Annotated in this window: 2 protein-coding genes; both read left to right on the top strand. The window is 74.9% G+C overall.

Going from position 1 to position 15795, the window contains the following annotated elements:
• The first annotated feature begins 5 nt into the window (after nt 1-5).
• Nucleotides 6-8150, top strand: coding sequence for an SDR family NAD(P)-dependent oxidoreductase (locus ACZ5SK_RS13745; protein WP_468576018.1), 8145 nt, complete (start codon nt 6-8; stop codon nt 8148-8150).
• On the top strand, nt 8147-15706 hold the full coding sequence (locus tag ACZ5SK_RS13740) for an SDR family NAD(P)-dependent oxidoreductase (RefSeq protein ID WP_468158777.1): 7560 nt from the start codon (nt 8147-8149) through the stop codon (nt 15704-15706). Before ACZ5SK_RS13745 ends, ACZ5SK_RS13740 begins: the two co-directional genes overlap by 4 nt.
• Nucleotides 15707-15795 lie beyond the last annotated feature (89 nt).

The raw sequence follows: 15795 nt of genomic DNA, 5'->3' as shown, positions 1-15795 counted from the left end.
TGACCATGGAACCGCAGAACCCACCCCTGGTCGTCTCGGCGGATTCCCCTCAAGCGCTCGCGGCCGAGGCCGACCGGCTCCGCGAGAAGGTCGAGGCGATACCGGACGAGGCGCTGCCGGCCCTGGGACACCGTCTGCTGACGACGGCTCACGCCGACCACCGCGGCGCGGTCCTCGCGACGGACCGGGACGGAACCCTGCGCGGACTCACCGCTCTGGCCCAGGGCCGCCCCGCCCGGGGCGTCCTCACCGGAACCGCCGGCACGGCCCGGCGACCGGTCCTCGTCTTCCCCGGCCAGGGCTCCGTCCGACCCGGCATGGCGACGGAGCTGCTCGCCTCCTCACCCGAGTTCAGGGACCGTGTCGAGAACTACGGAAGGGCGCTGTCCGCCCGTCTGGACGGCTGGGACCCGGCCGCCGCGCTCACCGCCGGAGAGGAACTCACCCGGCTCGGCACCATCCAGCCGGTCCAGTTCGCCCTGTCCTGCGCCCTCGCGGACTCCTGGCGCGCCCACGGGCTCAAGGAGGCGGCGGTCGTCGGACACTCCGTCGGCGAGATCGCCGCCGCCCAGGCCTGCGGAGCGCTGGACACCGAGGACGCCGCCCGGCTGCTCGTGCTGTATGGCACGGCCCTGACCCGTATCGAGGGCCGGGGCGCCATGGCGTCGATCGCCGCGCCCGTCGACAGGATCGGCCCGCTGATCGACCGGTGGAGCGGCCGGCTCGGTGTCGCGGCCGTCAACAGCGCCCGGAACGTGACGGTCAGCGGTGACATCGACGCCGTGGAGGAACTCCTCGCGGAGCTCACCGAGCAGGGGATCTGGGCCTGGAAGGTGCCCGGCATCGACGTCGCCGGCCACTCGCCCCAGGTCGACGGGTTGCGGGAGCTGATGGCCGAGGAGGCGCCGTACGCGCCGTCCGGCCCTTCGCGTGCCTCGTTCTACTCCACCGCCACGGGTACGCGGCTCGACGACACGGGCCTGACCGGCGACTACTGGTACCGGTCGATGCGCGGCACCGTCCTGTTCGAGCAGGCCGTACGCGCGCTCATCGACGACGGCCACCGGCTCTTCATCGAGGTGAGCGCCCATCCCACGCTCACCACGGTCATCGGCGAGACCCTCCGGGCAGCGGGCGTCACCGGCGCGGTCGTCCCCACACTGGACCACCGCAAGAGCGACAGGGAAAGCTTCCTGCAGGCGCTCACCCACGCGTTCGTCAACGGGGTGCCGGTCAACTGGGAGACGGCGTACGGACGGCTCGTCAGCCGGCCTCGGGTGACGGTGACGCACACGGATGCGGAGCCGGCGGAGGCGGACGCGGGCCGGCAGCGGCAGACTCCGGGCACCGAGCCCGCCGGTCTGCTCGACACCACCGCCCTCCGGGACGCCTCGCCGGACAGACAGCGCGAGACACTCGTCGACCTGATCGCCACGGAGACCGGCAGGGTGCTGGGGCACGGGTTCGCCGCGGGCACCCAGACCTTCCTGGAGATCGGATTCACCTCGCTCGGCGTGGTCGAGCTGATCGCCGCCCTCGCGGCGGCCACCGGCCTCGACCTGCCGACCACCCTCGTCTTCGACCACCCCACACCGGCGGCGCTCGCCGAGCACCTGCGGCACGAACTCGGCCTCGCGACCGAGGACCCTGCGGCCGCAGGGGCCGACGCGCGCACCCGCCGCGGCCCGTCGGACGAGCCGATCGCGATCGTCGGCATCGGGTGCCGCTACCCGGGCGGGGTGACCGACGCGGAATCCCTGTGGGACCTGGTGGCGGCCGGGCGGGACGCGATCGGTGAGCACCCCGCCGACCGAGGCTGGGACACGGACGGCCTGTACGACCCCACGCCCGGGGAACTGGGGAAGATCTCCTCCCGCAACGGCGGCTTCCTGTACGACGCCGCGGACTTCGACGCGGGCTTCTTCGGGCTCTCGCCTCGTGAGGCGACCGCGATGGAACCGCAGCAGCGGCTGCTGCTCGAAGTGTCGTGGGAGGCGATCGAGCACGCCGGTATCGACCCCGACACCCTGCGCGGCACGAGCACCGGGGTCTTCGCCGGGGTGATCTCCCAGGAGTACGGCCCCCGCCTCCACCAGGCCTCCGACGACGTGGCCGGCCATGCCTTCATGGGCACCGCGCTCTCTGTCGCCTCGGGCCGGGTCGCGTACACCCTGGGGCTCGAAGGGCCGGCGATCACCCTCGACACCGCCTGCTCCTCCTCCCTCGTGGCGATCCACCAGGCCTGCCAGGCGCTCCGCGACGACGACTGCGAACTGGCGCTGGCCGGCGGAGTGACCGTGATGTCCGGCCCCGGTGTGCTCGTCGAGTTCTCCCGGCAGCGGGTCCTCTCCCCCGACGGCCGCTGCAAGGCCTTCTCCGCCTCCGCGGACGGCATCGGCCTCGCCGAAGGCGTCGGCATGGTGGTGCTGGAACGCCTGTCGGACGCAACGGCCAACGGCCACCCCGTCCTGGCGGTGATCCGGGGCAGCGCGGTCAACCAGGACGGCGCCTCCAACGGCCTGTCCGCGCCCAGCGGTTCCGCACAGCAGCGGGTCATCCGGCACGCCCTGGCCAACGCCGGGCTGACACCGCAGGACATCGACGTGATCGAGGCCCACGGCACCGGAACCCGCCTCGGCGACCCCATCGAGGCCCACGCGCTGCTGGCCGCCTACGGACGCGAGCGGCCCGAGGAACGACCGGTGCTGCTGGGGTCGGTGAAGTCCAACATCGGCCACACGCAAGCCGCCGCGGGCGTGGCGGGCCTGATCAAGCTGGTGATGGCCCTCCGGCACGGCCGGCTGCCCCGCAGCATCCACATCGACGCGCCCTCCCCGCACATCAACTGGTCCTCCGGCGCCGTCCGGCTGCTCACCGAACAGCAGGACTGGCCGGACGCCGACAACCGCCCCCGGCGCGCCGCCGTGTCCTCCTTCGGGGTCTCGGGCACCAACAGCCATCTGATCCTGGAACAGGCACCCGCCCCCGCGGACCTCGCCGACCTCGCTTCCGGGCGCCGCGCCGACCCGTCCACCGAGGTGATGTGGACCGTCTCGGCGAAGACCGGGACGGCGCTGCGCGCCCAGGCCGCCCGACTGCGCCGCCATCTCGTCGACCGGCCCGACCTCGGCCCCGTGGACGTGGCGCACGCGCTGGCCACCACCCGCAGCCGGTTCGCCCACCGGGCCGTCGCCTGGGGACGCTCCCGCGACGAACTCCTCGAAGCGCTGGGCGCGTTGGGCGACCAGCGCGACCACCCCGGCCTGGTGCAGGGCGCGGTGCCCGCCTCGGGCCCCGGGAAGGTCGTGTTCGTCTTCCCGGGCCAGGGCTCGCAGTGGCCCGGAATGGGCATGGAGCTGTACGACGCGTACCCGGTCCACCGTCAGGCCCTCGACCGCGCCGACGAGGCGCTGCGGCCGTACACAGGGTGGTCGGTCGTGGACGTGCTGCGCGGCGCGCCGGGCGCGCCCGCCCTGGACCGGGTCGACGTCGTCCAGCCCGCCCTGTTCGCGGTGATGACCTCGCTCGCCCGCCTGTGGCAGTCCTTCGGTGTCGTCCCGGACGCCGTCGTGGGGCACTCCCAGGGCGAGATCGCCGCCGCCCACATCGCCGGCGCCCTCACCCTGCCCGACGCGGCCCGGCTGGTCGCCCTGCGTGCCCAGGCCCTGGTGGAGCTGTCCGGCACCGGCGCCATGGCCACCGTCGGTCTTCCCGCCGACCGGGCCGGGGAACTCCTCGCCTCGTACTACGGCGGCCGGATCGGTGTCGCCGCCGTGAACAGCCCCGTCTCCACCGTCGTCGCCGGCGACACCGACGCCGTGATCGAGCTGTTGCGCCACTGCGACGCCGAGGGCATACGGGCCCGGCGCATCGACGTCGACTACGCCAGCCACTCCCGGCACATCGACCCCCTCCGCGACGGCCTCCTCGAACGGCTCGCCGACATCACCCCCCGGCCCACCACCGTCGCCTTCCACAGCACGGTCGACGGCCACCTCCAGGACGGCCCGCTCGACGGCGGCTCGCTGGACGCGGCGTACTGGTACGCCAACCTCCGCAACACCGTCCGCCTCACCGACACCCTCCGGTCGCTGGCCGGGCAGGGCCACCGCACCTTCCTGGAGTGCAGCCCGCACCCGGTCCTCGTGCCGCCGATCGAGGAGAGCCTCGACACCACCGCGCTCGTCACCGGCACCCTGCACCGTGCCAAGCCCCAGACCGGCGCCCTCACCGCCGCCAGGGCACGTCTGCACGCGCACGGCCACACCCTGGACCAGAACGCCGGGCACTCGACGGCCGGTCATGTCGATCTGCCCACGTATCCCTTCGAGCACCGCCGCCACTGGCTCACCGCCGCGCCGACCGCGGACGTGGCGACGGCGGGTCAGCGCACCTCCGAGCACCCGCTGCTGGGCGCGGTGATCGACCTCCCCGACGGCGAGGGGCTGCTGCTGACCGGCCGGGTCGGCCTGGACACCCAGCCCTGGCTCGCGGACCACGCGGCCACCGGAGTCGTCCTCGTCCCCGGCACCGGCTACGTCGACATGACCCTGCACGCGGCCCGTCTCGCGGGCAGCCCCCACATCGCCGAACTCGCCCTCCACGCCCCGATGGTGCTGACCGAGCAGGACGCCCTGGACCTGCAGCTGCGGATCGGGCCGGCCGACGAGCACGGCCACCGGCCGCTGACCCTGCACGCCCGCACCCAGGGCACGGACGACACCGCTCCGCCCCCCTGGACCCTGCACGCCACAGCCCGGCTGAGCGAGGAGCCGTCCGGGCCGCCCCCCGAGGCCGGCCCCTCCTCCTGGCCGCCCGCCGACGCCGACCCGATCGACCTCGCCGCCCTGCGCGCCGGTCTCGCCGCGGCCGGCTACGACTACGGCCCGGCCTTCGGCGGCCTGCGCACCGCCTGGCGCCAGGGCGAGCACTTCTACGCCGAGGTCCACCTGCCCGAGGGCCTCGCGGCCACCGGCCACGCCCTGCACCCGGCGCTGCTCGACGCCGCGCTGCACCCCATCGCCGTACCCGACACCGCGGCCGACCCGGCCGACGGACGGACCGGGCCGAGGCTGCCCTTCACCTTCAGCGGCATCACCCACACCGGGACCGCCACCACACGGCTGCGCGTCCATCTGCGCCTCGTCAAGCCCGACACCGTCGCCGTGACCGCCACCGACGACACGGGCGCCCCCGTCCTGACCGTCCAGGCGCTCACCCTGCGGGCCACCGCCGGTGACCATCTGCGCCGCCTGCTGCGCACCGGTCCCGAGCACGATCTGCTGCGCCTGGACTGGACCGCTTCGCCCACCGACCCTGCCGGCCCCGGCGACACCGGTACGTGGGCGCTGCTCGACCCGGACCCCGAACCGGCCGCCGTCTTCGGCGACTTGCCCCGCTACGCCGATCTGTCCGCGCTGACCGCGGCCGTCGACGCGGGGGCCGCACCGCCCGAGACCGTCGTCTGGGCGCTGCCCGCACCTGACCCGGCCGACATGACGGACCTGCCCGACGCCGTGCGCGCCCGGTGCCAGGAGATCCTGGACCTCCTCCAGGGCTGGCTCGCCCACGACAAGCTCACCCGGACCGTGCTGGCGGTCGTCACCCGGGGCGCCGTCGCCACCGGACCCCACGACCTGCCGAGCCTGGTACACGGCCCGGCGTGGGGCCTGCTGCACAGCGCCCAGAACGAGAACCCCGGCCGGATCGTCCTGATCGACGCCGACCACCACCCCGACACCCCGGCCGCGCTCTCGGCCGTGCTGGCCGCCGGTCACCCGCAGTCGGCCGTCCGGGGCGGACAGGCGTACATCCCCCATCTGGCGCGGACCGCCACGGCCGAGCTGCTCACACCGCCCGCCGACACGCCCCTGTGGCGGCTGGACACCACCGGCGGCGGCGGGCTCGACGACCTCGCCCTGCTCCCGGCCCCCGAGGCCGACGCCCCGCTGCGGCCCGGCCAGGTCCGGGTCGACGTACGGGCCGCCGGCGTCAACTTCTACGACACCGCCGCCGCCCTCGGTCTCATCGCCGTCCAGCACGACTCCGGGGCCGAGGCCGCCGGTGTCGTCACCGAGGCCGGGCCGGGCGTGGACCTCGCCGTGGGGGACCGGGTCGCCGTCCTGACGGAGAAGGCCTTCGGCCCGGTCGTCGTGGCCGACCGCCGCATGGTGACCCGGATCGCCGACGACTGGTCCTTCGCCGAGGCCGCCAGTGTGCCCGTGGCCTTCGTCACCGCCTATCACGCCCTCGTGGACCTCGCCGGGATCCGGCCCGGCGAGACGGTCCTGATCCACGCAGCCGCCGGTGGCGTCGGCCAGGCAGCCACCCAACTCGCCCGCCATCTGGGCGCGGTGCCCCTCGCCACCGCCCACCCCGACAAGTGGGACACCCTGCGCGGCCTCGGCTGCGCCGAGGAGCACATCGCCAACTCGCGCACGCTCGACTTCGCCGAACGCTTCCGGGAGGTCACCGGCGGGCGCGGCGTGGACGTCGTGCTCAACGCCCTGGCGGGCCCGTTCACCGACGCGTCACTGGACCTCGTGGCCGCCGGGGGCCGGTTCATCGAGCTGGGCAAGACCGACATCCGGGATGCCGGGCAGCTGGCCGCCACCCACCCGCACCTCGCCTACCGGGCCTTCGACCGGCGCGACAGCGCGAGCCCCGAACGCACCGAGGAGATCCTCGCCGAGCTGCGCCGCCTGTTCGACGACGGAGCGCTGACGCCGCTGCCGGTCACGGCCTACGGGATCGGGCAGGCCGCCGACGCCTTCCGGCTGATGCGGGACGCCCGCCACACCGGCAAGATCGTGCTCACCCTGCCCCGCCCCCTGGACCCCGACGGCACCGTCCTGATCACCGGCGGCACCGGCACCCTCGGCGGACTGCTCGCCCGGCACCTCGTCACGGCGCACGGTGCCCGCCAACTGCTGCTGGTCAGCAGGAGCGGACCGGAAGCGGCCGGAGCCGACCGGCTCAGCGCCGAACTGACCGGACTCGGCGCACAGGTCAGGATCGCCGCCTGTGACGCCGCCGACCCGGACGCGCTGCAAGGCCTCCTCGACTCGATACCGTCCGAACATCCGCTCACCGGGGTGTTCCACACGGCGGGCGTCCTCGCGGACGGCACCGTGCCCAACCTGACCCCCGACGACCTGCGCCGGGTGTTCGCCCCGAAGGTCGACGCCGCCTGGCATCTGCACGAGCGGACCCGCCATCTCGACCTGGCCGCCTTCGTCCTGTACTCCTCGACCGCCGGCACCCTCGGCAACCCGGGCCAGGGCAACTACGCAGCCGCCAACACCTTCCTCGACGCCCTCGCCCGCCACCGCCGCCGCCAGGGCCTGGCCGCCACCTCGGTCGCCTGGGGCTGGTGGCAGCCGGTCACCGGTCTCACCGGCGCCCTCACCGACGCCGACAACACCCGCATCGCGCGGACCGGTCTCGCGCCCATCACCGCCGAGTACGGCCACGCCCTGCTCGACGCCGCCCTGGAACTGCCGTACGCGGCGGTCACCGCCACCCCCCTCAACCCGCAGACGCTGCGCACCAACAGCACCTACGGCACGCTGCACCCCCTGCTGGAGCGGCTGACCGCAGCGGTCGGCACCCGCCGGGCGGCCACCGTGTCCGCGCCGGCCCCCGATCTGCGGGCCGACCTCGCCGGTCTCGGGCCCGACGCCAGGCTGCGCCGTCTGCAGTCCCTCATCGGCACGCACGCCGCCGCCGTCCTCGGCCTCGACGCGACCACCCCCCTCGCCCCCGACCAGCCGTTCAGGGAGTCCGGCTTCGACTCGCTGACGGCACTGGAGCTCCGCAACCGGCTGACCACCGCCACCGGGCTCCAACTGCCCGCCACCCTCACCTACGACCATCCGACCCCGGTCTCGCTGGCCGGCCACCTCGACGGAGAACTCTTCCCCGACTCCGGTGACGCCGGGGCCCAGGCCCTGGAGGACACCCGGATCCAGGAGGCCATCGCCGCCATCCCGCTCGCGCGCCTGCGCGAACTCGGGCTGCTCGGCACCCTCCTCCAGATCGCGGGGATCGAGACCGCCCCCGGCGGCGACCACGACGGCATCGAGGACATCAGGACGGCGAGCCTCGACGAACTCGTCGCGATGGCGTTCTCCGCGGAGGACGCCGAATGACGCCCCGGCCGCAGAACGGACCCACCCGCACCAAGTCCTCGGTGAACGACACGACGGAGTCGACCGTGCCCCAACCCGACCTTGCCGAGGCACTGCGCCGCAGCCTGCTGGCGAACGAACAGCTGAAGCGGAGGAACGTTCAGCTGGTCTCCGCGGCGCGGGAACCCGTCGCGGTGGTCGCCATGGCGTGCCGGCTGCCCGGCGGTGTCCGGTCGCCCGAGGAGCTGTGGCGGCTGGTGGCCACCGGGACGGACGCGGTCGGGGACTTCCCCTCCGACCGAGGCTGGGACCTCGACCGGATGACCGACCCGGACGACGGCCGCGCCTGGCAGGGCGGGTTCGTCGAGGACGCGGCCGGTTTCGACGCCGGGTTCTTCGGGATCTCCGACCGCGAGGCGCTGGCGATGGACCCGCAGCAACGCCTGCTGCTGGAGACCGCGTGGGAGACGGTCGAACGCGCCGGGATCGTCCCGGCGGCACTGCGCAACAGCCGCACCGGCGTCTTCGTCGGCACCGCGGCCCAGGCCTATCTGCCCCCGGTCGACCAGCCGGCCCCGAGCGTCGCGGGATACCGCCTCCAGGGCGGTCTGACCAGCATCGCGTCCGGCCGCATCGCCTACACGCTGGGCCTGAACGGGCCGGCCGTCACCGTGGACACCGCCTGCTCCTCGTCCCTGACCGCCCTGCACCTCGCCGTACGGTCCCTGCGCTCCGGGGAATGCACGCTCGCCCTCGCCGGCGGCGCGACGGTCATGGCCACCCCGGAGGTGTTCGTCGAGTTCGGCAGGCAGCAGGGACTCGCCGTGGACGGGCGCTGCAAGGCCTTCGGCGACGGCGCCGACGGCACCGGGTTCGCCGAAGGCGTGGGCCTGCTGCTCCTGGAGCGACTGTCCGACGCCCGGGCGAACGGCCACCCGGTGCTCGCCGTGATCCGGGGCAGCGCGATCAACCAGGACGGCGCCAGCAACGGCCTGACCGCGCCGAGCGGCCCCGCCCAGGAACAGGTGATCCGGCAGGCCCTCGCCGACGCGGGCGTGACCCCGTCCGACGTCGATGCGGTGGAGGCGCACGGCACCGGCACCGCGCTCGGCGACCCCATCGAGGCGAACGCCCTCATCAACACGTACGGCAAGGACCGGCCCGCCGACCGGCCCCTGTGGCTGGGCTCGCTGAAGTCCAACATCGGCCACACCCAGGCGGCGGCCGGTGTCGCCGGCGTCATCAAGACGGTCATGGCCCTGCTCCACGGCGAGCTGCCGAGGACGCTCCACGCCGACGTCCCGTCCGCCAAGGTCGACTGGTCCAGGGGAGCGGTACGGCTGCTGACCGGCCATCGCCCCTGGCCGGACTCCGGGCGGCCCGGGCGCGCCGGGGTGTCCTCGTTCGGCATCTCCGGCACGAACGCCCACCTCGTGCTGGAGGAGGCCACCGGGCGGGAGAACGTCCGGGGGGCGTCGGCCACGGAAGCGACCGCGGGCCGGGCACGGAATCAGTCGACGGCGCCGGGCGGGGCGGCTGCGGCGGCTCCGGGCAAGGCGGCTCCGGGCAAGGCGGCTGCGGCGGCGGCTCCGGGCAGGGCGCACGGTGTGTCGGTTCCCGCCGCCGCTCAGGGCGAGGGGCGGCGCGAGCCGGTTTCGGCCGAGGCGCCGGAAGAACCGGTTCCGTCCTCGGCGCCCCCCATGGCCATGCCCGGGATCGTGTGGCCGCTGTCCGCCGCCTCGCCGGGCGGGCTGCGTGCCCAGGCCGCGCAGCTCTCCCGGCTCGCCTCGGACACCCCGGACGCCGATCTCGGCGCCGTGGGCCACGCTCTGGCCACCACCCGGGCGCACCTCGACCACCGAGCGGTCGTCACCGCCCCGGACCGCGCCGCCCTGCTCGCCGGGCTCGACGCCCTGGCGGGCGACCGGCCGGCGGCGGGTCTCACCCGAGGCATGCGCGCGGTGACCGGCCGGTCCGCGTTCCTCTTCTCCGGCCAGGGCTCCCAGTGGGCGGGCATGGGCCGCGAACTGTACGCGCACTCCCTGGTGTTCGCCGAGGCGCTCGACGAGGCCTGCGCCCACCTCGACCCACACCTGCCGCGCCCCCTGCGCGAGGTGATGTTCGCCGAGGCGGAGACCGTCGGAGAGGCCACCCTGCTCGACCGTACGGACTTCACCCAGGCCGCCCTGTTCGCCCTCGAAGTCGCGCTGTACCGGACGGTCGAACATCTCGGGCCCCGCCCCGACTTCGTGGCCGGTCACTCCGTCGGTGAGATCGCCGCCGCTCATGTCGCCGGGGTCATGTCCCTGACGGACGCGGCCCGGCTCGTGGCCGCGCGCGGGCGCCTCATGCGGTCGCTGCCCGACACGGGAGCGATGATCGCGATCGGAGCCGGTGAGGAGGAGGTCCTGGCCACGCTGGCCGGTCATGAGCGGCAGGTCTCCGTGGCCGCGGTCAACGCGCCGTCCTCGACCGTGATCTCCGGCGACCGTGACACCGTCACCCGCGTCGCCGAGCACTGGCGCGACCGTGGCCGCTCCGTCAGCCGGCTGCGCGTCAGCCATGCCTTCCACTCACCGCACGTCGACGCCGTGCTCGACGAACTCGTCCGTGTGGCCGAGGAACTCGACCTCCGGCCGCCGTCCGTCCCCGTCGTGTCCACCCTCACCGGCACCGCCCTGACCTCGGACGAGGCCTGCTCGCCCGACTACTGGGCTCGCCACACGAGGGGCTCCGTGCGCTTCGCGGACGCCGTCGCCTGGTTGCGGGACCAGGGCGCCACGACCTTCCTGGAGATCGGACCGGACGCCGTACTGACCGCGCTGGGCCAGAGTCAGACCGGTCCCGCGGAGGACTCCCGTCCCGGGGCGCCCGACATCGCGTGGACGCCCACCCTGCGCAAGCGACGTGACGAGGTGCGTGTCCTCGGCGCCGCTCTGACACGACTCCACGTCCGGGGAGCCGAACTCGACTGGCCTCGGCTGCTTCCCCATGTTGCCCCTGCCGAGCGTGTGGAGCTGCCCACCTATCCGTTCCAGCGCCGGACCTACTGGCTGCGCACCCCGCCACCCCGGCAGCAGGTCGGGGCCGGAGGTCTGACCCCGCTGACGCACCCGTTCCTCACGGCGGGGCTCGATGTCGCCGGGCAGCGGGACCGGGTGTTCACCGGCAGCCTGTCCACCGAGGCCCACCCCTGGCTGAGCGACCATGTGGTGGGCGGCGCGGCGACGATCGCCGGTGCCACGACCGCCGAGATCGTTCTGTCCGCAGGGAGCGGGCTCGGACACGGCCGCCTCGACGAACTCTCCCTGCACACGCCCGTGCCGCTGCCCGCCCGTGCCGCCGTCGACATCCAGGTGCGCGTCGGACCGCCCACGGCCGACGGCAGGCGCCCGGTGGACTTCCACTTCCGCCTCCCGGTCGGCCACGCCGACCGTGTCGAGCCCCTCGACGGCGGCCGACTCGACGACGGGGCGCCGGAGTGGACCCGCCACGCCACCGGCGTCCTCGCCCCCGCCGACGGCTCCCGCCCCGACTGGCCCGACCTTCGGGCCTGGCCACCGGCCGACGCGGAGCCCGTCGACCTCGACGCGCTCCACAAGCACCTCGCCGAGCAGGACGTCACCCTGGGGCCCGCCTTCCAGCGGATCACGGCGGCATGGCGGCGTGCCGACGACGTGTACGTGGAGGCCGCTCTGCCCGCGGACTCCCCAGAGACACGTGCCGGACACGCCCTCCACCCGACCCTGCTCGACGCGGGCCTCCAGGCGAGCCTCGTCGCGACCCTGCCCTCCGCCGAGGACGAGCGGCAGCCCAGGATGCTCTTCTCCCTCAGCGGCCTGACCCTCCACGACACCAGTGGCGTCACCGCCGTACGCGGCCATCTGTCGACCACGACGGACGCCTCGGCGCCCTCCGGTCACAGCCGCCACTCGCTCCGGCTGGCCGACGCCACCGGACGGCCCGTCGCCACCGTGGACTCGCTGGAGCTCAGGCCGGTCGGCGCCGGCACGACCGGCCGCCGCCGACCACGGCCGTACCACCTGGACTGGCGCGCGTACATGCCCGCCTCCGACGTGCCGCAGCGGGGCGTCCATTGGATCGTCCCCGAGGGGAACCCGCCCCGGCCGTGGCGCGCTCTCGCGCTCGCCGACGCGGACTCGCGGGTCTTCGGGAGCGTCGGCGAGGCCCTCGACGCCCTGGAGGCCGGACCGGACCACGAGGTGACGGTCCTCGCCCCCCCGGGGTGTGCCGAGCGTCCCGACGACGGAGGCCCCGCCGCGGGCATCCCGTACGACGTCCATGGCTTCACCCGGGACCTCCTCGCATCCGTCCAGCAGTGGCTGGGCGACGAGCGGACCCGCGAGCGCACTCTGGTGGTGCTCACCCATGGCGCGGTGGCCACCGAGGCCGGGGAGGACGTCCCCAACCTCGCCCAGTCACCGGCGTGGGGACTGCTGCGTACGACGCAGACCGAGCACCCGGGCCGCTTCGTCCTCCTCGACATCGACGGCCACGACGAGTCCTGGCGGAGCGTCCCGGCGGCGGTGGCGACCGCGCTCGCCGACGGTGAGCCCCAACTCGCCCTGCGGCGCGGCGGGTTGAAGACGCCGCGCCTGGCCGAGACCGACCTCGCGGCCACGCTCGTACCTCCCGCCGGGCAGCGGGCCTGGCACCTCACCCTCCGCGAACACCCCGCGGGCAGCCTCGACGACCTCCTGCTCGCACCCTGCCCCGAGTCCGAGGCGCCCCTCGCCGCCGGACAGGTCCGGGTCGCCGTACGGGCGGCCGGGGTCAACTTCCGCGACCTCCTCATCCCGCTGGGCATGTACCCCGGGCCCGGGCGGATCGGCACCGAGATCTCGGGCGTGATCGTCGAGTCCGGCTCGGGCGTGGACGACCTCCGTCCCGGTGACCGGGTGACGGGTCTGGTCCCGGGCGGGGCCATGGGCACCCTCGCGGTCACCGACCACCGCACGCTCGTCCGGATCCCGGAGGGCTGGACGTTCGCCGAGGCCGCCACCGTGCCCGGAGCCTTCGTCACCGCCTGGCAGGGCCTGGTCGACGTCGCCGGTCTCGGCCCCGGCGACACGGTGCTCGTGCACGCCGCCGCCGGAGGGGTCGGTATGGCCGCCGTCCAGATCGCGCGGCACCTCGGCGCGGACGTCTACGCCACCGCGCATCCCGGCAAGCACGCCACGCTGCGCGCCCTCGGCCTCGACGACTCCCGCATCGCCTCCTCACGGGACACCGCCTTCGAGCGGACGTTCCGGGCCGCCACCGACGGCCGTGGCGTCGACGTCGTCCTGCACAGCCTCGGCGGTGAACTCACCGACGTCTCCCTGCGGTTGCTCGCCCCCGGCGGTCGCCTCGTCGACCTGGGCAGGACCGCGCACGGCGCCTGGGACCACCCCGACGAGCGCCGGCTGCCGTACGAACTCGTCATCCACCCCGACCATGTCTCCGGCACCCTCACCCACCTCGCCGAACTGTTCCGGGACGGCGCCCTCGCCCCGCTGCCCGTCACCGCCCTGGACATCCGCCAGGCTCCCCGGGCCCTGCGGCTCATGCGCGACGCGGCCCACACCGGCAAGATCGTCCTCACGGTTCCCCGCCCCCTCGACCCGGACGGCACCGTCCTCGTCACCGGCGGCACCGGAACCCTCGGCGCCCTCGTCGCCCGGCACCTGGTCACGGAACACCGGGCCCGGCGTCTGCTGCTCGCGAGCCGCCGGGGTACGGACGCCCCCGGCGCCGTGGAACTCCGGGCCGAACTGGCCGCCCACGGTGCCGAGGTCACCGTCGCCGCCTGCGACACCGCCGACCCCGACGCGCTGGCCGCACTCCTCGACACCGTCCCCGGCGAGCATCCGCTGACCGCCGTCGTGCACACCGCCGGGACCGTGGACCCCGGGCCCGTGCGGGAGCTGACCGCCGATCAGGTGGACGGCGTGCTGCGGCCCAAGGCCGACGCCGCATGGCATCTGCACCGGCTCACCCGGCATCTGGACCTCGCAGCGTTCGTCCTCTACTCCTCGTCGGTGGGCGTCCTCGGGCTCGCCGGTCAGGGAAACTACGCCGCCGCCAACACCTTCCTCGACGCCCTCGCCGCCCACCGCCGCGCGGGCGGGCTGCCGGCGACCGCGCTGGCCTGGGGGATGTGGGGGGAACGTTCCGCGATGGGTGAGCGGCTCGGCGCGGACGGCATCCACCAGGTCCTCGGCGCCGGGCTCGCGCCGATCCCCACCGCGGAGGGGCTGGCCCGGTTCGACGCCGCCGTCGGAACCGGCGCCGACAGCCACCTCGCGTCGCTGATCCCCGCGCGCCTGAACCTGGACGCGCTGCGGGCCCAGGGCCTCGTACCCCTGCTGTCGGACCTGACCGCGCCCTCGGCGTCCCGGCCGACGGCGGCGCCCGGCGTGGCCCGGCAAGTCGCGCGGCTGTCGGAGGCCGAACGGCGGCGGTTCCTGCTGGAGCTGGTCACCGATCACGCCGGTGCCGTCCTCAGCCACCCCGACCCCGGGGCCCTCACCGCCGACACCGGGTTCAGGTCCCTGGGCTTCGACTCCGTGACGTCCGTGGAGATGAGCAACAGGCTGGCCGCCGCGACCGGGCTGAGCCTGCCGGCGACCGCGGTCTTCGACCACCCCACCCCCGCCGCCCTCGCGGGCCACCTGGGCGAACGGCTGGCCGACATTGGTGACCCCGCCACCCCCACGGCGCCGGAGGCCGACCGCAGGGAACGGCCGGAGGGCCCCCTCGGCACACTGTTGCGCCAGGCGGTCGCCCAGGGGCGGGTCGGCGAGGGAGTGGGCGTGCTGGCGGCGGCCGCGCGCCTGCGGCCCGCGTTCTCCCACCCCCCGCTGCCCGAGCACACCCCCACCGCGACCTGGCTGCGCCGGGCCGGACGACCCGCGCTGATCTGTGTGGACTCGTTCATCCCCGCCGCGGCGAACCTCACCTACCAGCGGCTGGCTGTCGCCCTGGAGACCCGGTACGACGTGGCGGCCGTCCAGCTGCCCGGGTACCGGGAGGGAGCGCCGCTGCCCGACACCGCCGAGGCCGTGGCCGAGGCCGTGGCCACCGCCGTCGAGGGGTGCGCCGGGGGCGAGCCGTTCACGCTGGTCGGGTTCTCCACCGGAGGCCTCGTCGCGCACGCCACGGCCCACCGCCTGGCGGCCCGCGGAATCCGGCCCGAGGCCGTCGTCCTGATCGACACACTGCCGCCGGGCTCCCTCACCACCGCGGCGGCGGCCGACATCCTGCGGGAGTGGGCCGAGGCACAGGGCGAGTTCTGGTCCCGCGACGACACCGGGCTCACCGCCATGGGCCGATACCTCGACCTGTTCGGCAACCACTGGACACCGGTTGTCCCCGACGCGCCGGTCCACCTCGTCCAGGCGGCCCGGCAGGTGCCCTCCGCGCCTGACGGCGCATGGGCCCGGCTGTGGGAGGGGCTCGCGACCCGCACCACCACGCCGGGCAGCCACTTCGGCCTGCTCACCGAGTACGTCACCGACACCGCCCGCACCCTCACCGACCTGCTCGGCTCCGACCGGGCCACCCCGTCCAGCTGAACGCACCACCCCACGAACCTCGACCCGGATCGCCCGAGCACCCGCAGCGCCCGTCCCGAGGGGCCCACTCGGCGATCCACCGGAGGAAC

The sequence above is a fragment of the Streptomyces sp. NPDC031474 genome (assembly GCF_055581185.1).
The sequence above is the reverse complement of the archived record's forward strand: the minus strand, read 5'-3'. Positions and strand labels throughout refer to the sequence as shown.